We start from the raw sequence: 20,698 nt of genomic DNA, 5'->3' as shown, positions 1-20,698 counted from the left end.
GCGCTCCCGCCCCGCGCCGGAGGACCGGCGTCCGTCCTGCGTCGTGGCGGGCCTAGCTCACTCGGGCTTGACCTTGGAGGCGTCGCCGAGGAACTTCAGCTTCCCGTCGACCACCTGGAACATGTAGATGGTCTTGACCTCGATCTCGCCGTTCGCCGCGAACTTGACCGGCTTCGACACGCCCTGGAAGTTCACCGTCTTGAGGTAGTCGTTGACGTCCTTGGTCGTGGTCTTGCCGGCCTTGAAGGCGTCCAGGATCGCGGTCGTGGCGTCGTAGCCCTCGGCCGAGTACGTGCCCTGGTCCTTGTGGAACGCGGCCTTGTAGTCGTTGATGAACTTCGCGACGGCCGGGTTGTCGGCCGACGGGTTGATCGACTGGCACGCGCACGAGACCAGCGCGCCCTCCGCCTGCTTCGTGCCGGCGCCGTCGACGAGCTTCTGGTCCAGCGCGCCGTCGTCGGAGACGAACTTCGCGGTCACGCCGCCGTCCCGCAGCTGCTTGAGCAGCTTGTCGCCGCCGTTGTAGTAGCCGCCGAAGAAGATCGCGTCCGGCTTGACCGACTTCACCTTGTTGACCGTGCTGGAGTAGTCGGTCGCCTTCGGGTCGATCTTGTCGCGCTGCGGCGTGACGCCCTGCGCCTGCACCGTGGAGAACACCTTGTCGGCCAGGCCGACGCTGTACTCCTGGTTGTCGTCGATGACGAAGACCTTCTTGGCGCCCAGCGTCTTGACGATGAAGTCGCCGTCCACCTGGCCCTGCGCGTCGTCGTTGGAGATCAGCCGGTGCCAGAACTTCCAGCCGTTCTTGCCGAGCGCGGTCGAGGTCGCCGAGGGGGAGATGTTCGGGATCTCCGCCTCCTCCAGGCTCGGCACCGTGGCCTTGGACTCACCGGAGAACACCGGGCCGATGACCGCGGTGACGTCGTCGTCGATCGCCTTCTGGACCTGGCCGGGCGCGACGGCCGGGTCGCCCTTGGTGTCGTAGATCTTGAACGAGACCTTCTTCTTGGGGTTCGTGGCGTTGTACTGGTCGATCGCCAGCTTCACCCCGTTGGAGATGTTGATGCCGAGCTCAGGGGAGTTGTCACCGGTCTGGACCCCGATGTAGGCGATCGTCAGATCCTTGCCCCCGCCACCGCCGCCCTCACCGCAGGCGGCGGCGCCCAGCGCCATCACCGCACCCAGCGCGATCGCGCCGGTCACCCTCATCCTGTTGCGCCGCAAGGTGCCCAACCTTTCACATCCGGATCCGCACCGGATCGGGTACGAGTCATGCCCCGGGCGCCGACCACCTCGGGAGGAGATATCGGTCACGCGGGGACCAGCTATGTCGTACACCGTCGACCCGACCCAGAACAGCACCCCCGGATCGAAGGGTTATTGCTTCGTTACGCCCCCGTGCCCATCCGTTCCCCCGTTTTGCCAGGGATGATTACGGAGCGTGCCGGTCAGGCCCGGTCCGGGGCGGGCGCATTGGATCTTGACAACGCGCCGGATGACAGGGCAGGAAGTCAGCCCGCCGGGGACTCGCCCCCACCACCGGAGGCATCACCGGCCGCACCGCCGACGGCGCCGCCGGTGGCGCCCGCCACCACGGCCTCCGCCACCGCGCGCATGGTGAGCCTGCGGTCCATCGAGGTCTTCTGGATCCACCGGAACGCCTCGGGCTCGGACCAGCCGTTCGCCTCCTGCAGCAGCCCCTTGGCCCGGTCCACCACCTTGCGGGTCTCCAGCCGGTCCTGCAGCCCGGCGACCTCCGCCTCCAGCGCCCGCAGCTCGGTGTACCGGCTCACCGCCATCTCGATGGCGGGCGTCAGGTCCGTCTTGGCGAACGGCTTGACGAGGTAGGCCATCGCGCCCGCCTCCGTCGCCCGCTGGACGAGCTCGCGCTGGGAGAACGCCGTCAGGATCACGACGGGCGCGATGCGGTCCGCCGAGATCCGCTCGGCCGCCGAGATACCGTCCAGGACGGGCATCTTCACGTCCAGGATCACCAGGTCCGGCTTCAGCTCGCCGGCCAGCCGGACGGCGGTCTCCCCGTCCCCGGCCTCGCCCACGACCTCGTACCCGTCCTCCTCCAGCATCTCCTTCAGGTCCAGCCGGATCAGTGCCTCGTCTTCCGCGATCACAACTCGCCGAGCGCTCTCCACGCGCACGAGCCTACCGAAACCCGCTACCCTGGTCCTTGTCACCCCTCCCCCAGGCCTCCTGGGGAGCCATCTCACAAAATATGTCCGGTTTATCAGGACAAATGCCCCGATACCCCAATGGCAGAGGGAATGTGCTCAAACCACATCAAGTGTGGGTTCGAATCCCACTCGGGGCACTTTTTCGATAACGGCCGGCCTGACATCACTCGAAGCGATGCCACTCCTGGCCGCCCCTAGGGCGCCTGCGAGCCTCGCCCAAGAGACGGCTCGGCTGTGGCAGCTCGCCGCACGCCAGGCCACCGAGCGGCCCTATGACTAGGTGCACGGCACGGCGACATTCATGCAGGCTCGTCCCGAATGCGCCCCGCTAGCATCCAGCGTCCTTCCGCTCAACGACTCGATCACGCGCAGGCTCGCTCACACTGGCAGCTCAAGTCGTGCAGCAGCCCACGCACACTCAAAGATCACCGTGCGAAGCCGACTCGAAACTGTCAGTGGCGGATGCGACGGTGCCGCCATGCACGACGAAGCGATCGTCCGACAAGCCTGGCGGCTGAAACAGCAGGGCCTGACAGATCACGCCGTGGCTCGCGCCTGCGGTGTCTCCGTCGGCGCCATCCGCAAGTGGCGCTACGGGAGCCGGCGTCCCGAACTCCACCCGGACCGCCCGGGAGGCAATCAGTCCAGGCGCGGCTGCCCTCGGTGTTCTGATTGGCCATTGGACGAGCGGCAATACGCCTACCTGCTCGGTCTTTATCTGGGCGATGGCCATATCGCCCGGCAGGCCAAAGGCGTCTACAGGCTTGAGATCGCCTGCGCTGATGCCTGGCCCGGTCTCATCGACGCCGCCGCCGAGGCGGTGAGCGCCGTATTGCCCGGCTCCCGCGTCGGACGCCGCCAGAGGATCGGCTGCACGATGGTCGGTTCGTACTCCAAACACTGGCCGTGCCTGTTCCCGCAGCATGGGCCGGGGCGCAAGCACGAGAGGAAGATCGAGCTGGCCGGGTGGCAGCGGGAGATCGTGGATCAGTATACCGAGGAGTTCGTCCGGGGCCTGATCCACTCGGACGGCTGCCGGAGCATGAACCGGGTGCGCAGACGCCTCAAGGACGAGGACCGGTGGTACGAGTATCCGCGCTACAACTTCACCAACGTCTCGCTCGACATCCAGCGGCTTTTCACCGATGCGCTCGATCGCCTCGGGGTCGCCTGGACGCAGATGAATGCGAAGAACATCTCGGTCGCCAGGCGGGAGGCGGTGGCGCGCCTGGATGGGTTCGTGGGGGCTAAGTACTGAGGGTTGACGTGGTGTCCGTAGCGTCGTCCAAATGAGACCCGCCGGTGATCGGCGTCACCGGCGGGCGGCGGAGGTCAGTGGTTCTCGCCGATGTTGAGGACCTGGAGGGCGTTGGTGGAGCCGGCGGTGCCGGGGGGCGAGCCGGCGACGACGACGACCCTGTCGCCCTTCTGGCAGCGGCCGAGCTCGAGGAGGGCCTGCTCGACCTGGCGGAACATCGCGTCGGTGTGGTCGACCTGGGGGACGATGAAGGTCTCGACGCCCCAGACGTGGGCGAGGCGGCCGCGGACGGCGGGCACCGAGGTGAAGGCCAGCAGCGGGATGGGCGAGCGGTAGCGCGACAGGCGGCGGGCGGTCTCGCCGGACATGGTGAAGGCGGCGAGGGCCTCGGCGCCGACGATGGCGCCGACCTCGGCGGCGGCGCGGGCGATGGCGCCGCCGACGGTCTCGGGCATGCGCTGCAGGGTGTGGGTGGCGTGCAGGGTGGCCTGCTCGGCGGTCTCCACGATGCGGCTCATGGTGCGGACGGACTCGATGGGGTACTGGCCGACGCTGGTCTCGCCGGAGAGCATGACGGCGTCGGCGCCCTCGAAGACGGCGTTGGCGACGTCGGAGGTCTCGGCGCGGGTGGGGCGGGGCGCGGAGATCATGGATTCGAGCATCTGGGTGGCGACGATGACCGGGCGGGCCTTCTCGCGGCACAGTTCGATGGCGCGCTTCTGGACCATCGGGACCTGCTCGAGGGGGAGCTCGACGCCGAGGTCGCCGCGGGCGACCATGATGCCGTCGAAGGCGGCGACGATCTCGGGGAGGAGCTCGACGGCCTGGGGCTTCTCGATCTTGCCGATGAGGGGGACGCGGACGCCCTCCTCCTCCATGATCTGGTAGCAGATGTCGGCGTCGGCGGGGGTGCGGACGAAGGAGAGGGCGACGAGGTCGACGCCGAGGCGCAGGGCCCAGCGCAGGTCGGTCTCGTCCTTCTCGGTGAGGGCGGGGACGCTGACGGGGACGCCGGGCAGGTTGAGGCCCTTGTTGTCGGAGACCATGCCGCCGACCTTGACGACGGTGGTGACGCGGGGGCCGTCGACGGCGGTGACCTCGAGGGCGACGCGGCCGTCGTCGATGAGGACGCTGTCGCCGGGGCCGACGTCGCCCGGCAGGCCCTGGTAGGTGGTGGAGACCTCGCGGCGGGTGCCGGGGACGTCCTCGGTGGTGATGGTGAACTCGTCGCCGAGCGTGAGGCGGACGGGGCCGTCGGGGAACCGCCCGATGCGGATCTTGGGGCCCTGGAGGTCCGCGAGGATGCCGACGCCGCGTCCGGTGGCGTCGGCGGCCGCCCTGATCCGGTGGTAGACCTCCTCGTGGACGGCGTGCTCGCCGTGGCTCATGTTGAGCCGGGCGACGTCGACGCCGGCCTCGACGAGGGCGTTGATCTGCTCCGTGCTCGAGCAGGCGGGACCGATGGTGCTGACTATCTTCGCTCGACGGGTCACGTCCACAACCGTACTTAGTTACCCGCTGGTACGGATATTCGTGCAGGATGCGGTCGCCCAAGGTTCACCGAATGGTCTAGGTCAGAGGTCTAGACCATATGTGGCCGGTCACCGTTTGAAGGCCTCGACGGCGGCCTGGCAGAAGGCCTTGAGGTCGTCGGGCTTGCGGCTGCTGACGAGCACGTTGGGGCCGCCCTCGCAGACCTTGACCTCCTCGTCGACCCAGGTGGCTCCGGCGTTGCGCAGGTCGGTCTGGACGCTGGGCCAGGAGGTCAGGGTGCGGCCCCGGACGACGTCGGCCTCGATGAGCGTCCACGGGCCGTGGCAGATGACGGCGACGGGCTTGCCGGCGTCGAAGAACGCCCGGGTGAAGGCGACGGCCTTGGGCTGGGTGCGCAGGAAGTCGGGGTTGGCGACGCCGCCGGGCAGGACGAGGCCGTCGAACTCGGTGTGGTCGGAGACGTCGACGGTGGTGTCGACGGCGAAGGTGTCGGCCTTGTCGAGGTGGTTGAAGGCCTGGAGGCGGCCGGACTGGGTGGAGACCAGGCGCGGGGTGCCGCCGGCCTGCTCGACGGCCTTCCAGGGCTCGGTGAGCTCGACCTGCTCGGTGCCTTCGGGGGCGCAGAGGAAGGCGATGGTCTTGCCTTGAAGATCGGTGGCCATGTGGGGTTACCTCCCTTTCGGTTCTTTGCCGTCCCCTGCCCGTCCGGGCGGATGGTATGCAGGAAGGATGAACCCGACGGGCTATCGCGAGGTCCCCGAGCGCGGGGCGGGGCTGGTCTGCTCGTGGACGGCGGGGCTGCCCGCGGGCGCGGAGCCGTTCGTGCAGCGGGTGGTGCCGGACGGGTGCGTGGACGTGATCTGGTCGGCGGACGGGGTGCAGGTGGCGGGCCCGGACACGGGCCCGATGCCGGCGGCGCTGCGTCCGGGGACGGTGATGGCGGCGGTGCGGTTCGGGCCGGGGGCGGCGCCGCCGGTGCTGGGCGTGCCGGCGGACGCGTTGCGGGACGCGCGGACGCCGCTGCGGGATCTGTGGGGCGGTGCGGCGGACGAGCTGGCCGACGCGGTGGCGGCTGCGGAGTCGTTGGACGCGCGGCGGGAGGTGCTGGTGGCGGCGCTGCGGGCGCGGGCGGCGCGGATGGAGCCGGTGGATCCGCTGGTGCCGGCGGTGGTGGCGGGGCTGGCGGACGGGTCGGTGCGGGACGTGGCGGACACGCTGGGCCTCGGTGAGCGGCAACTGCGGCGGCGGTCGCTGGCGGCGTTCGGGTACGGGCCGAAGGTGCTGCAGCGGGTGCTGCGGTTCCAGCGGGCGCTGGCGTTGGCGCGGTCGGGGATGGCGTTGTCGGACGTGGCGTTCGCGGCGGGCTTCGCCGATCAGGCGCATTTCGCGAACGAGGTGCGGGCGCTGGCGGGCGAGCCGGTGCGGGCGCTGATGTGAGTCAGGGCTTGAGGCGGCCGTAGGCGCGCAGTGTCCTGAGGCGTTCGACGGTGACGAATCCGCGCCATTCGGGGCGGGTGACGGGCGTCCAGATGAGGAAGTCGACGTCCCAGCCGCCGTCGTCGTACCGGGCGTCGATGAGGGCGTCGAGTGCGTCGTCGAGGGCGCGGGCGTCGAAGAGGCGGTGTCCGTGTCCGCCGGGTGCGGGGGCGAAGTCGAGGGCGCCGTGGTGGTCGCTGCGGGCGTGGTCGGTCAGGGTGGCGCGCAGGCGGGTGAAGGCGGCTTCGGCGCGGGCACGGTCGGGGACGTGGTCGAGGAAGGTGAGGATGGCGAGGACGTCGTAGGGGCCGAGGTCGGCGTCCGGGTTCTCGAGGTGTTTCCAGCAGAAGGCGGTGGCGGTGTCGAGCCAGGGGTGGCGGGATCGGGCGCGGTGGAGCAGGCCGGCGAGGGCGGCGGTGGGGTTGATGGCGCCGGGCGGGTCGTCGGCGGTGGTCCACCAGGGGGCGTGGGGGGCGTCGTGGACGGCGGGCAGCACGAACGGCACTCCCCCGTCGGGCGCGGTGACGGCGGCGAGGTGGCCGGCGATGCGGTCGACGGCGGGGTGGTCGTCGGCGCCGGCCTGGTGGAGGACGTCGAGGGCGTGCTGGGCGGGGACGGGCTGGCTGGCCTCGCCGCGCAGGTCGGGTTCGAGGGCGTGGCCGTAGCCGCCGTCGGGGTTCTCGTAGGCGGCGAGGGCGGCGATGACGGGTGCGGCGGGCGCGCCGCGGAAGTGGAGGGCGAAGCGGTGGCGGTCGATGAGGCGGGCGTTGAGCCGCATGAACTCCCAGGCGCGGGCGAGGTCGGTGGCGTGCAGCGTTCTCATGCGGCTCACCGTAGGGGCGCCCGGTGCGGGGGTCTTGCAGGAATCGGACGCGGCGGGCCCGGCCACCCCAGCGGTGGGTGACCGGGCCCCTGGTGTCCCGCGTGCGGGTCTGGCGGGACGGTAGCGGACCGGTCCGCTGATCACAAGGGGTATCGGCCGGGGCGGCGGGCCGTCCGGCATGATCGGCGGGACGGTTCCGTGGTCTGCTGGTGTCATGAGCGATCCTCTGGACGAAACTGACATCGCGGCCGACGCGCTGGGGCTGGTCGCGGAGGCGGCGGGGCCGTATCTGGGCGGGCTGCGGGAGCGTCCGGTGCACGACCGGGCGATGGACGCGCTGCTGGACGAGCTGGACGGGCCGCTGCCGGAGCGGGGCGCGGGTTCGGTGGCGGCGGTCGGGCGGCTGGTGCGGGTGGGGACGCGGGCGGCGACGCACTCGTCGGGTCCGCGGTTCTTCCACTTCGTGGTGGGCGGGTCGACGCCGGCGGCGATGGCGGGCGACTGGACGGCGTCGCTGCTGGACCAGGCGGCCGGGTTGTGGCTGGCCTCGCCGCTGGCGGCGCGGGCGGAGACGGTGGTGCTGCGGTGGCTGAGGGAGCTGTTCGGGTTGCCGGCGTCGTTCGGCGGGGTGCTGACGCCGAGCGCGACGCTGGCGCATGTGACGGGGCTGGCGTGCGCGCGGCACTGGTGGGCGGAGCGGCACGGCGTGGACGTGGCGTCGCGGGGTCTGGCGGGGCTTCCAGTGATGCCGGTGTTCAGCAGCGGGCTGGTGCACGTCAGCACCCGCAAGGCGCTGCAGATCCTCGGCTGCGGGCGGGACACGCTGCGGGTGTTCGCGCGCGATGATGCGGGGCGGGTGGATCTGGCGGCGATGGACGCGGCGCTGGCGGAGGCGGGCGGCCCGGCGGTGATCGTGGCGAACCTCGGGGAGGTGAACACCGGCGACTCCGACCCGATCGCCGAGCTGGCGGATCTGGCGGAGCGGCACGGGGCGTGGCTGCACGTGGACGGGGCGTTCGGGCTGTTCTCGGCGCTGTCGCCGCGGTCGGCGCATCTGGCGCGGGGTGTGGAGCGGGCGGATTCGGTGACGGCGGACGGCCACAAGTGGCTGAACGTGCCGTACGAGAGCGGGTTCTCCTTCGTCCGCGACCCGGAGATGCTGAGCCGGGCGTTCGGGGCGTGGGGCGCGGCGTACCTGCCGGGCGAGGACGGCGAGCGGGTCAACTACAACATGCTGGGTCCGGAGTCGTCGCGGCGGGCGCGGGCGCTGCCGATCTGGGCGACGCTGGCGGCGTACGGGCGGGAGGGGTACCGGGCGATGGTGGAGCGGCATCTCGATGTCGCGGCCCACCTGGGGAGGCTGGTGGAGGAGGCGCCGGATCTGGAGTTGCTGGCGCCGGTGCGGTTGTGCGTGGTGTGCTTCCGGTACCGTCCGCCGGGCGTCCCCGAGGACCGGCTGGACGGCCTGAACGCGCGGCTCGGTGAGGCGCTGCTGCAGGACGGCCGGGTGTACGCGGGCACCAGCACGTACCGGGGCATGACGGTGTTCCGTCCGGCGCCGTTGAACTGGCGGACGACGAACGCGGACGTGGAGCACCTGGTGGAGGTGCTGCGGGAACTGGCGGCGGACCTGACGCCGTAGACCGGGGTGGGCCGGGGTGGACCGGGGTCAGCGGGCGCCGGGCCAGGGGCCGGGCGGGGTGTGGCCGACGGTGGCGGTCGCGACGGTGACGTCGTAGACCCGGAAGCCGCGGGCCTGGTAGTTCTTCAGCGCGGCGGGGGCGTCGTTGGAGCTGGTGGTCAGCCGGACGCGGCGGGTCGGCTTGCGGTCGTCCCAGCGGGTGGCGAGGTCCCAGGCGCGGGCGGTGCCGACGGTGAGCAGGTGGCCGCCGATGCCCTGGCCGGTGAAGGCGGGCAGCAGCCCGAAACAGCTGATCTCGACGATGCCGTCGGGCTGCGGGTCGAGCTCGGCGTAGCCGGCGGGGGTGCCGCGGACGTGCGCGACCCAGGTCTCCACGCCGGGCCGCGTCAGCCAGTTGAGCCACTGGTCGTAGGTCCAGGCCAGCCGGTCGGTCCAGTAGTGGTCGCCGCCGACCGCGGTGTAGAGGTACCGGCTCAGCTCGGGGCTGGGCAGTTCCGCGCGGACGACGCCGACGGGGACGTCGGGCGTCCGCGCGGGGCGCAGGTCGGCGGGGCCGAGCTGCTCCAGGTGCCAGTCGGTGACCTCGATCTGCCGGGTCGGCATGGGAACCCCCGTACGCGCGAAGCCGCCGCGCCTCCGGCGGACACCGGAGGCACGGCGGGCGAATGTTCGCGGATCAGGCTATCGGTCGCGCCGTGGGCGGAATCGGGTAGGGCAGGGCGGAGTGGCCGGTGAGGTGGGCGTCCACCCCGTGCGCGGCGGCGCGTCCCTCGGCGATCGCCCAGACGATCAGGGACTGGCCGCGGCCCATGTCGCCGGCCGCGTAGACCCCGTCCACGGAGGTCCTGTAGTCGCGGTCGCGGACGACGTTGCCGCGCTGGTCCAGCTCCACGCCGAGCTGCTCCAGCAGGCCCTCGCGCTGCGGGCCGAGGAAGCCCATCGCGAGGGTGACCAGCTGCGCGGGGATCTCGCGCTCGGTGCCCTCGACCGGCGCGAAGCCGGTGTCGGGGCCGCCGACCTCGACGATCCGCAGCGCCTGGACGTTGCCGTCCGCGTCGCCGACGAACTCCGTGGTGGACACCGCGTACAGCCGGTCGCCGCCCAGGTCGGCGAGCTCCTCGTGGGCGCTCTCCATCTTGAACAGCATCGGGTAGGTCGGCCACGGCTGGGCGCCGGTGCGCTCCTCCGGCGGCCGCGGCATGATCTCCAGCTGGGTCACCGACGCGGCGCCCTGCCGGATCGCGGTGCCGATGCAGTCGGCGCCGGTGTCGCCGCCGCCGATCACGACGACGTGCTTGCCCGCGGCGTCGATCGGGGACTTCTCGAGGTCGCCCTCCTGCACCTTGTTGGACGGCGGCAGGTACTCCATCGCCTGGTGGACGCCCTTGAGCTCGCGTCCGGGGATGGGCAGGTCGCGCCAGACGGTGGCGCCGCCTGCCAGCACCACCGCGTCGTAGCGCTCGCGCAGCTCGTCGGCGGTGATGTCGACGCCGACGTTCACCGAGGTCTTGAAGACGGTGCCCTCGGCGCGCATCTGGGCGAGGCGCCGGTCGAGGTGCCGCTTCTCCATCTTGAACTCGGGGATGCCGTAGCGCAGCAGCCCGCCGATGCGGTCGGCGCGCTCGTACACGGTGACGTCGTGGCCGGCGCGGGTGAGCTGCTGGGCGGCGGCGAGCCCGGACGGGCCGGAGCCGACCACCGCGACCTTCTTGCCGGTCTTCACCGCGGGCGGCTGCGGCCGCACCCAGCCCTCGGCGAACGCCCGGTCGATGATCTCGACCTCGACCCGCTTGATGGCGACCGGGTCCTGGTTGATGCCGAGGACGCAGGCGCTCTCGCACGGGGCGGGGCACAGCCTCCCGGTGAACTCCGGGAAGTTGTTGGTGGCGTGCAGCCGCTCGATCGCCTCGTGCCAGTCCTTGCGGTAGACGAGGTCGTTCCACTCGGGGATGAGGTTGCCGAGCGGGCAGCCCTGGTGGCAGAACGGGATGCCGCAGTCCATGCAGCGGCTCGCCTGCTTCTCCAGCCGGTCGGCGCCGAAGTCCTCGTAGACCTCCGACCAGCTCCTGATCCGGACGTCCACGGGGCGGCGCTTCGGGAGCTCCCGCTGGACGGTCAGGAAACCCTTCGGGTCAGCCATGTGGGAATCCCCCTCTCTCAGCCCTGTGCCGCGGCCATGACGGCCTCGTCGACGTCGCGTCCCTGCGCCTCGGCCTCGGCCATCGCCTCCAGGACGCGCCGGTAGTCACGCGGCATGATCTTGGTGAAGCGGGCCGCGGCGGCGGTCCAGTCCGCCAGCAGCCGCTCGGCGACCGCCGAGCCGGTCTCGGCGAGGTGCCGTTCGACCAGCTCCCTGACGAACGCCTCGTCGCCCTCGTCCAGCGGTTCCAGGTCGACCATCTCGCGGTTGACGCGGTCGTGCACCAGGTCCAGGACGTAGGCGATGCCGCCGGACATTCCGGCCGCGATGTTGCGTCCGGTGCGGCCGAGGATGACGGCGCGGCCGCCGGTCATGTACTCGCAGGCGTGGTCGCCGACGCCCTCGACGACGGCGGTGGCGCCGGAGTTGCGGACGCAGAACCGCTCCCCGACGACGCCGCGGGCGAACAGCTCGCCCGAGGTGGCGCCGTACAGGATCACGTTGCCGCCGATGATCTGCTCCTCGGCGGCGAACGCGGCCTCCGCCGGGGGACGCAGCGTCAGGCGCCCGCCGGACAGGCCCTTGCCGACGTAGTCGTTGGCGTCGCCGACCAGCCGCAGCGTGATGCCGCGCGGGACGAACGCACCGAAGGAGTTGCCGGCCGAGCCGGTGAAGGTGACGTCGACGGTGTCGTCGGGCAGCCCGGCGCCGCCCCACTTCTTGGTCACCTCGTGGCCCAGCATGGTGCCGACGGTGCGGTTGACGTTGCGGATCGGCAGGTCGAGGGTGACCTTGTCGCCGTAGGCGAGGGCGCCCTCGGCGAGCTGGATGAGGGTGTTGTCGAGCGCCTTCTCCAGCCCGTGGTCCTGCGCGGCGACGCAGCGCGGCGCGTCCCCGTACGGGGTCTCGGGGGCGTGCAGCACCGGCGCCAGGTCCAGCCCGGACGCCTTCCAGTGCTCGACGGCCTCGTGCGCGTCGATCATCTCGACGTGCCCGATCGCCTCCTCCAGCGACCGGAACCCGAGCGCGGCGAGGTACTCGCGGACCTCCTCGGCGATGAACTCGAAGAAGTTCACCACGAACTCCGGCTTGCCGGAGAACCGCTCGCGCAGCACCGGGTTCTGGGTGGCGACGCCGACCGGGCAGGTGTCCAGGTGGCAGACCCGCATCATGATGCAGCCCGACACCACCAGCGGCGCGGTCGCGAAGCCGTACTCCTCGGCGCCGAGCAGCGCCGCGACGACCACGTCCCGGCCGGTCTTCATCTGCCCGTCGGTCTGCACGACGATCCGGTCGCGCAGCCCGTTCAGCAGCAGCGTCTGCTGGGTCTCGGCCAGGCCGAGCTCCCAGGGCGCGCCCGCGTGCTTGAGCGAGGTGAGCGGGGACGCGCCGGTGCCGCCGTCGTGCCCGGAGATCAGCACCACGTCGGCGTGCGCCTTCGACACCCCGGCCGCGACCGTGCCGACCCCGACCTCGGACACCAGCTTCACGTGCACCCGAGCCGCCGGGTTGGCGTTCTTCAGGTCGTGGATCAGCTGCGCGAGGTCCTCGATCGAGTAGATGTCGTGGTGCGGCGGCGGCGAGATGAGGCCGACGCCGGGCGTGGAGTGCCGGGTCTTGGCGATCCACGGGTACACCTTGTGGCCGGGCAGCTGCCCGCCCTCGCCGGGCTTGGCGCCCTGCGCCATCTTGATCTGGATGTCGTCGGCGTTGGTGAGGTACTCCGAGGTCACGCCGAACCGGCCGGACGCGACCTGCTTGATCGCGCTGCGGCGCAGGTCGCCGCTCGCGTCCGGGGTGAAGCGGACCGGGTCCTCGCCGCCCTCGCCGGTGTTGGACTTGCCGCCGAGCCGGTTCATCGCGATCGCGAGGGTCTCGTGCGCCTCCGCGGAGATGGAGCCGTAGGACATCGCGCCGGTGGAGAACCGCTTGACGATCTCCGATACCGGCTCGACCTCCTCGATCGGCACCGGCGGCCGCGCGCCCTCCTTCAGCCGGAACAGCCCGCGCAGCGTCATCAGCTTCTGCGCCTGCGCGTCGACCTTGGAGGTGTACTCCTTGAAGATCTCGTAGCGGCGGGTGCGGGTGGCGTGCTGCAGCTTGAACACCGTGTCCGGGTTGAACAGGTGCGGCTCGCCCTCGCGGCGCCACTGGTACTCGCCGCCGATCTCCAGCGTGCGGTGCGCGGCCTCGTTGCCGCCCGGCGGGTAGGCGCGGGCGTGCCGCTCGGCGACCTCGCGGGCCAGCACGTCGAAGCCGACGCCGCCGAGCCGGGAGGTGGTGCCGGTGAAGCAGCGCGACACCACGCGCTCGCCGAGGCCGATCGCCTCGAAGATCTGCGCGCCGGTGTAGGACGCGACCGTGGACACGCCCATCTTCGACATGACCTTCAAGACGCCCTTGCCGTAGGCCTTCACCAGGTTCCGGACGGCCTGCTTCTCGTCCGGCCCGCCCGCCTCGGCGCCCGGCAGCGCGCCGCCGCGGACCATGTCCTCGACGGTCTCGATCGCCAGGTACGGGTTGATCGCGGACGCGCCGTACCCGATGAGCAGCGCCATGTGGTGGCACTCGCGGGCCTCGCCGGACTCGACCACCAGGCCGACCTTGGTGCGGGTCTTCTCCCGGATCAGGTGGTGGTGGACGGCGCCGGTGAGCAGCAGCGACGGGATCGCGGCGCGCGCGGAGTCGGCGCCGCGGTCCGACAGCACGATGATCCGCGCGCCGGCCTCGATGGCCCGGCTCACCTCGGAGTTGATCTCCTCCAGGCGGGCCTCCAGGGCCTCGCCGCCGCCGGCGACGTCGTACAGGCCGTGCACGACGTGCGCCTGCAGGTGCGGCAGCGACCCCTCGTCGTCGATGTGGATGATCTTGGAGAGCTCGTCGTTGTCCAGGATCGGGGTGGGCAGCACCAGCCGGCGGCACGACTCCGGGCCGGGCTCCAGCAGGTTGCCCTCCGGGCCGAGCGTGGACTGCAGCGAGGTGACCAGCTCCTCGCGGATCGCGTCCAGCGGCGGGTTGGTGACCTGCGCGAACAGCTGCTTGAAGTAGTCGAACAGCAGCCGCGGACGCTCCGACAGCACCGCGATCGGGGTGTCGGTGCCCATCGACCCGATCGGCTCGGCGCCGGTCCTGGCCATCGGGCCGAGGATGATCCGCTGCTCCTCGAGGGTGTACCCGAACGTCTGCTGCCGCTTGACGAGGGTGTCGTGCGTCGGGATCTCCCGCTCGCGCTGCGGCAGCTCCTCGAACCGGACCAGGCCCTCGTGCAGCCACTGCGCGTACGGGTGCTCGGCGGCCAGCTCCGCCTTGACCTCGTCGTCCTCGACGATCCGCCCGGCCTCGGTGTCGACCAGGAAGATCTTGCCGGGCTGCAGGCGGCCCTTGCGCACCACCTTGTCGGCGGGGATGTCCAGCACGCCGGCCTCGCTGGCCAGCACGACCAGGCCGTCGCCGGTCACCCAGTAGCGGCCGGGGCGCAGGCCGTTGCGGTCCAGCACGGCGCCGACGACGGTGCCGTCGGTGAAGCTGACGCTGGCGGGGCCGTCCCACGCCTCCATCAGGGTGGAGTGGAACTCGTAGAACGCGCGGCGGTCGGCGTCCATCTCGGCGTGGTTCTCCCACGCCTCGGGGATCATCATCAGCACCGCGTGCGGCAGCGACCGGCCGCCCAGGTGCAGCAGCTCCAGGCACTCGTCGAACGAGGCGGTGTCGGACGCCTCGATGTCGATCACCGGGAAGATCCGGGAGATGTCGCCGGGGATCAGGTCGGACTTCAGCAGCGCCTCGCGGGCCCGCATCCAGTTCCGGTTGCCGCGGACGGTGTTGATCTCGCCGTTGTGCGCGATGAACCGGTACGGGTGCGCCAGCTCCCACGCCGGGAACGTGTTGGTCGAGAACCGCGAGTGCACCAGCGCGATCGCGCTGGTGAAGCGGCGGTCCGACAGGTCGGGGAAGAACGGCTCCAGCTGCGGGGTGGTGAGCATCCCCTTGTAGACGATCGTCCGGCTGGACAGGCTCGGGAAGTAGACCCGGACATCCTGCTCGGCGCGCTCGCGCATGCAGAACACGGCGCGGTCCAGGTCGAGGCCGGTCTTGCCCTCGTGCGGGCCGCCGGCGGCCGGCGCGACGAACAGCTGGGCGAAGTGCGGCATGACCCGGCGGGCGGCCGGGCCGGTGAACTTCGCGTCGTGCGGGAGCTCGCGCCAGCCGAGCACCGTCAGGTGCTCCTCGGCGCACAGGGTCTCGACGTGCGCGACCGCGGCGGCGCGCTCCTCGGCGTCCGCGGGCAGGAACGCGATGCCGGCCGCGTAGGCGCCGGCCTCGGGCAGCGCGAAGCCGCACTCCGCGCGGAAGAACGCGTCCGGGATCTGGACGAGGATGCCGACGCCGTCGCCGTCGTCCGGCTCCGCGCCCACCGCGCCGCGGTGGTCCAGGTTCTTCAGGACGGTCAGGGCGTTCTGGACGATGTCGTGGCTCTTGCGGCCGTGCAGGTCGGCCACCATGCCGACGCCGCACGCGTCGTGCTCGTTCGCCGGGTCGTACAGCCCCTGGGATCCGGGGCGGCCCGGTGTGAGGGCAGCAGCAGCCATCAACCCTCCCGTCGTCGTCGTGTGTCACTGGCTTCGTGTCAGTGCAGTCCGGGACGACGTTGGCCCTGCTGCGGTGAGATGACATTACATCACTGCCGGGATCATGCCCGACTGCACCGGATCGCGAAACTTCTCCGCGGCGATCGGCTGCGTGTCATCTCCGAGTGGTTTAGACCAGGCTACCGGGTCCTCAAAGTTGCCTAACGCCGTGACCTGGTGAGGATCATCACCGGGCGGTGAGGTTTACCGAGCGGAGTCCGCAACACGGTCGAAACACGCGCAGGTATCCCAGTGCCCGCCGGGCGGGCGCCGGGGCCCGCTCAGTGGGACGCGGCGGCCGCGCGGCCGAGCACCGCCGGGGCCTTGCCGCCCTCGATCAGCAGCGACAGCAGCGTCTCGTCCGACTCGTCGCCGGTGCCGTCCAGCCGCTGCGCCCACGACACCACCGCGTAGTGGCCCATCGCGAGGCCGCGCGCCATCCCGAAGCCCTGCCCGAACCGGTCCAGCGGCGCCTGGGCCGGCAGCGGCAGCACGAACCCGGCGCCGAGCGTGCGGTCCAGCAGGCCGACGAACCGGTCGGCGTCCGCCGAGCCCGCCAGGTTGAACACCGCGACGGCCAGCCCGTACCCGTGCCGGGTGTCGGAGTAGATCTCCCGGGCGGCCTGCGTGCAGCCGCCGCGCGCCAGTTCCGCGGCCACCGACGCCCCCCAGACCGCGGCCGTGCAGTCGCCGTCCAGCTTCTTGGCCCGCAGCGTGAGCCGCACGTTCGCGTCGTCCGGGGACAGCTTCGAGGCCGACGACGGGAACGCCTCCCCCGCCGTCAGCGGCTTGGCGTCGGTCTTGCGGGACGCGATGGCCGCGTACGCCGACGACGACGGCGAGCTGGAGTAGGAATCGGGCGAGTTCCCGTTGCCCGCCGCGGAGCCCGCCGGTTTGCGGGTCGCGCCGCCGGCCGGACCGCCCTTCCCGCCGCCGTCGCCGTCGCCGCCTCCGCCCAGCGTCACGGCGGCGACCAGCCCGATCACCACCAGCACGGCGAGCGCCGCGGCGGCACCGAAGTACAGCTTCGCGCCGGGGCCGCCGCTCCCGGGCGTGCTCCGGCGGACGGGGCCGTCCGGCTGGCCGGGCGCACGCGCCTTACCCGATTTCGCGGTCTTGGCGGTCTTGGCGCGCCCTCGGGGCTTCCTGGCCCGTGCGGGCCTGCGGGCGGCGGGCGACGCGACCGGAGCGTCTAGGGGCTCCTCGCCCTCGTAGGGGGCGTCCGCGTAGGCCGGATCCTGCTGGTAGAAGTCCTGATCCGGGTAGCCGGGCCCGGCGTAGGGCGGCTCGGCGTAGGGCGGCTCGGCGTAGGGCGGCTCGGCGTAGGGCGGCTCGGCGTAGGGCGGCTCGGCGTAGGGCGGCTCGGCGTAGGGCGGCTCGGCGTAGGGCGGCTCGGTGTACGCCGGGTCCGTGTAGGGCGGGTCCGGGTAGCCGGACGGCGCGGAGCCCGCGGGCCCGTGGTCGCCGCCATAGGAAGGCGGATCGATCGGTGCGCTCTCGGGCGGCGGCGCCGGACGCTCGCCCCGGCGGCGCCCTCCGGAACGTTCCTGCCGGGCGGCGCCGTCACGCGGCGCTCCCACCCGGCGGGGTCCGCCCGTGCGGCCCGGGGTCCGGCGCGGGGTGGCCTGCCGGCGGCCGGAACGGCTCGCCGGGGCCCGCCTCGGGCGGCCGCTGCCGCGGCCGGGGTCTTCGGGATCCACGACGGCGCAGACTACTGCCCGCGCGCCGGTGGCGCGCCCGCGTCCGGCCGGACCGCCGCGCCGCGCGCACGGCCGCCGGTCAGGCGCTCTCCGCCGGGGCGCACGCTACGACGCCCCGCTGCCGGCCAGGTCGAGCCGCTGGTACAGGAAGTCCCCGGCGTTCTCGACCACGAGGCTGACGTCGATCATCTCGTTGAGCGAGTCGGGACGGGCGCCGCCGGCCCGCTCCACCCACGTCACCACGGCGTAGTGGCCGTAGACGCTGGCGTACGCGGCGGTGAACCCCGGCCCGAACGACGGGACGCCCTTGGGCTGCAGCGGCGTCAGCCATCCGGCGCCGGTCGCCTTGTCCAGGTCCCGCAGCACCTGCGCGGAGCCCTCCTGGCTCGCCAGGTTCACCACCATGAACTGGCCGACGTACTTCTTGTCGGGGCTCACGTAGGCGCTGCGCACCACCTGCGAGCAGCCGTACCTGGCGAGGTCGGCCTGCAGCCGGGAGCCCCAGCTGGCGCTCTTGCAGTCGGAGGTCAGGTCCGAGGCGGCGAGCGTCAGCGTGTACTTGCCCTGCTTGAGGGTCTTGCCGTCGGCCGAGAACGCCTCCCCCTGCGTGATCGCACGGGTGTCGGCGGTGCGCTGGGCGATCTTGCCGAAGCCGTCGCCGCTGAAGTCCGGCGTGTAGGCGGTCGGCGTCGCCTTCTCGGCGGCTTTGCCGCCGTCGCCGCCCCCGCCGCCGAGGACGACCACGGCCACCACCGCGATCACGACCACGGCGACCACGGCGGCCGCGCCTCCGTACAGCAGCTTGGGGTTCGGGAGGTTCCGGCGGGGCTTGTCCTCCGGCCAGAAGTCCTGCCCTGCGCCGTCGCGCCCGGCCGCGGGGGAACCAGTATCACGCGCCTCGATCACGCCCCGGAGCTTAGCGGTCCGGCCGCACCCGCCGCGCCCAAAAGGGCGATTCATCCGGATTTGTTGCGCGGGCCCCGGCGGTCACAGGCCGTTGGTGCCGATGAGCGCGCCGACGGCGTAGGTGATCCCGGCCGCCGCCGCGCCGAACAGCAGCTGGCGCGCCCCGCCGAACCACCACGCCCGCGTCGTCACCCGCGACACCAGCGCCCCGGCCGCGAACAGGCCCAGCGCCGCCACTGCGGCCGCCGGCCACAGCGTGGCCGCGCCCAGCAGGTACGGCAGCACCGGCAGCATCGCCCCCACCGCGAAGGACAGGAACGACGACCCCGCCGCCAGCAGCGGCGACGGCAGGTCCCGCGGCGAGACGCCGAGCTCCTCCCGGGAGTGCACCTCCAGTGCCTCCTCGGGGTCGCGCGACAGCTGCCGCGCCACCTCGGCGGCCGTCTCCGCGTCGACCCCGCGGGCCTCGAACACCGCGGCCAGCTCGCGCTGCTCGGCCACCGGATGGCGGGCCAGCTCCAGCCGCTCGACCTCGATCTCGGCCAGCGCCAGCTCCGACTGCGAGGCGACCGAGATGTACTCCCCCGCCGCCATCGAGAACGCCCCCGCGGCCAGCCCCGCCAGGCCCGCCAGCAGCACCACCTTCGAGCCCTGCTGGCCGCCCGCGATGCCCGCGATCAGCGCGAAGTTGGAGACCAGCCCGTCCATCGCGCCGAAGACCGCGGGACGCAGCCAGCCCCCGCTGACGTCGCGGTGCTGGTGGTGCAGTTCCGGTGCCTGGCCGGACTTCTCCCCGGTCATCTCCCCCGAACCGGTCATCGTGCCGTTCCTACTTCCCGTCCTTGACGGGCTCACCCTTCCCTACCCGCTCGGCAGCGTCGGCGGCACCGTCCGGCTCATTGTGCACGCTCGCGCCGGCCGGCTCCGGCTCGGGCTCCAGTTCCAGCTCGGGCTTGGTGGCGGATTCCGGGCTCTCGGCCGCCGGCTCCTCGGCGGGCTCCTCAGGCTCGGCGTCCGGGCGCTCAGCGGGCTCCTCCGCCGCGTCCGAGGCCGGTTCGGTTCCGGACGTCTCCGCCGTCTCCGCGGGCTCGTCCGCGGCAGCCTCCGAGGCCTCCGAGGCCTTCGCGGCCTTCGCGGCCTCCTCCGGCTCAGCGGCCTCGTCCTGCTCGGCCTCGTCCTCAGGCTGGTCCTGCTCGGGCTTGTCGGCCTCGGCCTGGCCGACCTTGTCCTGGTCGGCTTCGTCCTCGTCGGCTTCGTCCTGGCCGGACGCGAGCGTCTCGGGGTCGGCGTCGGACTCGTCGGCCTTCCCGTCCTTGCCGGACGCCGGCTCCGGTTCCGTCTCGGCGGCGACGGCCGGGGCGGCGGCGTCGCCGGCGGGCCCGGTGGCGCCGGGCGCGTGCCCGACCACGGCCTCCGGCCCCGTCTTGTCGCGCGCCCAGTACAGGTAGCCGACGGCGGCCAGGAACAGCACGATCGAGGTGTAGTCGTTCAGCCGCAGGCCGAGGAAGTGGTGCGCGTCGTCGATGCGCAGCGCCTCGATCCAGCCGCGCCCCACGGTGTAGGCGGCGACGTAGAGCGCGAACGCCCGGCCGTGGGTGAGCTTGTAGCGGCGGTCCGCCCAGATGATCAGGATCGCCACGCCGATGCACCACAGCGACTCGTACAGGAACGTCGGGTGGTAGGTGCCGATGTTCTCGTACTTGGGGTCGAGGGCGGGGCCGTCGCCGAGCGTCGGCCGGTGGCTCGGGTCGATCTTCAGCGCCCAGAAGGTGTGCAGCGGCTTGCCGTACAGCTCCTGGTTCCAGTAGTTGCCCCAGCGGCCGATCGCCTGCGCCAGGACGATCCCGGGCGCGCACGCGTCGGCGAGCGCGAGGATCGAGATGCCGCGCCGGCGGCAGCCGATGTAGGCGCCGACGGCGCCGAGGGCGATGGCGCCCCAGATGCCGAGGCCGCCCTTCCAGATCTCCAGCGCGCGGACCGGGTCGCCGTCGCTGCCGAAGTAGCGCTGCGCGTCGGTGATCACGTGGTAGAGGCGGCCGCCGACCAGGCCGAACGGCACCGCCCACACGGCCACGTCGATGATCGTGCCGGGGCTGCCGCCCTTGGCCGCCCAGCGTCGCTCGCCGACCCAGACCGCGGCGACGATACCGAGAATGATCATGATCGCGTAGGCACGGAGCGGAATGGGTCCGAGGTGCCAGACGCCCTGCGACGGGCTCGGGATGAAGGCGACCGGGTGCATGACCGTTGACGTTACCGCCTCCGGCGGCATGGGGCGGAAACGTCCGCGCCACCGACAGCCGATCGCCGCGCTACGGACACCGGTCCCGGCCGGGGGCGGCTCAGCCCTGCGACGGGCGCGTTCCCGCCGACCGCGGGGTGCCGGAGCCGGCCTTGGCGACGGCCTTCTCCAGGCCGTCCGGGGAGCCGAGGGCGTCGTCG

At 72.3% G+C, this 20,698-nt stretch carries 15 protein-coding genes and 1 tRNA gene; 4 read left to right on the top strand and 12 right to left on the bottom strand.

Translation table 11 applies throughout. From position 1 onward, the window contains the following. Positions 1-57: 57 nt before the first annotated feature. The gene (locus QP089_RS48305) at positions 58-1,209 is read right to left on the bottom strand and encodes a branched-chain amino acid ABC transporter substrate-binding protein (RefSeq protein ID WP_285921372.1); all 1,152 of its coding nucleotides are present in this window, start codon (positions 1,207-1,209) and stop codon (positions 58-60) included. Positions 1,210-1,511: 302 nt separating this feature from the next. Then, positions 1,512-2,156: an ANTAR domain-containing response regulator gene (locus tag QP089_RS48300; protein ID WP_285921365.1), complete on the bottom strand. Its 645-nt coding sequence runs from the start codon at positions 2,154-2,156 to the stop codon at positions 1,512-1,514. A 97-nt stretch (positions 2,157-2,253) separates the two neighbouring features. Here QP089_RS48300 and QP089_RS48295 point away from each other — a divergent pair. Continuing rightward, positions 2,254-2,326, top strand: a tRNA-Leu gene (locus QP089_RS48295). 341 nt (positions 2,327-2,667) lie between these two features. Then, entirely contained in the window at positions 2,668-3,447 is a 780-nt protein-coding gene (locus QP089_RS48290; protein WP_285921364.1) for a helix-turn-helix domain-containing protein, read from the top strand. 74 nt (positions 3,448-3,521) lie between these two features. Here the strand turns inward: QP089_RS48290 and pyk are convergent, their stop codons facing one another. After that, positions 3,522-4,940, bottom strand: coding sequence for a pyruvate kinase (gene pyk / locus QP089_RS48285; RefSeq protein ID WP_285921363.1), 1,419 nt, complete (start codon positions 4,938-4,940; stop codon positions 3,522-3,524). Positions 4,941-5,048: 108 nt separating this feature from the next. After that, positions 5,049-5,603: a type 1 glutamine amidotransferase domain-containing protein gene (locus tag QP089_RS48280; protein WP_285921362.1), complete on the bottom strand. Its 555-nt coding sequence runs from the start codon at positions 5,601-5,603 to the stop codon at positions 5,049-5,051. Between the two features lie 67 nt (positions 5,604-5,670). On the opposite strand from QP089_RS48280, the gene QP089_RS48275 reads away from it, so the two are divergent. Next, on the top strand, positions 5,671-6,378 hold the full coding sequence (locus tag QP089_RS48275) for a helix-turn-helix transcriptional regulator (RefSeq protein WP_285921361.1): 708 nt from the start codon (positions 5,671-5,673) through the stop codon (positions 6,376-6,378). 1 nt (position 6,379) lies between these two features. On the opposite strand, the gene QP089_RS48270 is transcribed toward QP089_RS48275, so the two are convergent. Next, positions 6,380-7,240: a hypothetical protein gene (locus QP089_RS48270; protein WP_285921360.1), complete on the bottom strand. Its 861-nt coding sequence runs from the start codon at positions 7,238-7,240 to the stop codon at positions 6,380-6,382. Positions 7,241-7,454: 214 nt separating this feature from the next. Between QP089_RS48270 and QP089_RS48265 the strand changes: the two genes are divergently transcribed. Further along, complete coding sequence (locus QP089_RS48265) at positions 7,455-8,882, top strand: pyridoxal phosphate-dependent decarboxylase family protein (RefSeq protein WP_285921359.1); 1,428 nt, start codon at positions 7,455-7,457, stop codon at positions 8,880-8,882. A 27-nt stretch (positions 8,883-8,909) separates the two neighbouring features. Here QP089_RS48265 and QP089_RS48260 read toward each other — a convergent pair whose 3' ends face one another. The 7 genes from QP089_RS48260 to lgt form a co-directional block, all read right to left on the bottom strand. Further along, positions 8,910-9,485 carry a GNAT family N-acetyltransferase gene (locus tag QP089_RS48260; RefSeq protein WP_285921358.1) on the bottom strand — a complete coding sequence of 192 codons (576 nt, stop codon included), beginning with the start codon at positions 9,483-9,485 and terminating at the stop codon, positions 8,910-8,912. Positions 9,486-9,558: 73 nt separating this feature from the next. Beyond that, positions 9,559-11,022 carry a glutamate synthase subunit beta gene (locus QP089_RS48255; protein WP_285921357.1) on the bottom strand — a complete coding sequence of 488 codons (1,464 nt, stop codon included), beginning with the start codon at positions 11,020-11,022 and terminating at the stop codon, positions 9,559-9,561. A 17-nt stretch (positions 11,023-11,039) separates the two neighbouring features. After that, the gene (gene gltB, locus QP089_RS48250) at positions 11,040-15,611 is read right to left on the bottom strand and encodes a glutamate synthase large subunit (RefSeq protein WP_285921356.1); all 4,572 of its coding nucleotides are present in this window, start codon (positions 15,609-15,611) and stop codon (positions 11,040-11,042) included. A gap of 320 nt (positions 15,612-15,931) precedes the next feature. Continuing rightward, a complete protein-coding gene (locus QP089_RS49145; protein WP_285921355.1) occupies positions 15,932-17,230 on the bottom strand; it encodes a chromosomal replication initiator protein DnaA in 1,299 nt (432 codons plus the stop codon). Between the two features lie 225 nt (positions 17,231-17,455). Next, positions 17,456-18,256: a hypothetical protein gene (locus tag QP089_RS48240; protein ID WP_285921354.1), complete on the bottom strand. Its 801-nt coding sequence runs from the start codon at positions 18,254-18,256 to the stop codon at positions 17,456-17,458. Positions 18,257-18,337: 81 nt separating this feature from the next. Beyond that, a complete protein-coding gene (locus QP089_RS48235; RefSeq protein WP_285921353.1) occupies positions 18,338-19,075 on the bottom strand; it encodes a VIT1/CCC1 transporter family protein in 738 nt (245 codons plus the stop codon). 10 nt (positions 19,076-19,085) lie between these two features. Further along, positions 19,086-20,498 (bottom strand): prolipoprotein diacylglyceryl transferase, encoded by a 1,413-nt coding sequence (gene lgt / locus QP089_RS48230; RefSeq protein WP_285921352.1) that lies wholly within the window; start codon positions 20,496-20,498, stop codon positions 19,086-19,088. Between the last annotated feature and the right edge of the window lie 200 nt (positions 20,499-20,698).

The organism is Actinomadura opuntiae (assembly GCF_030283205.1).
Taxonomy (GTDB): domain Bacteria; phylum Actinomycetota; class Actinomycetes; order Streptosporangiales; family Streptosporangiaceae; genus Spirillospora.
This window is presented reverse-complemented; position numbering and strand designations above follow the sequence as displayed.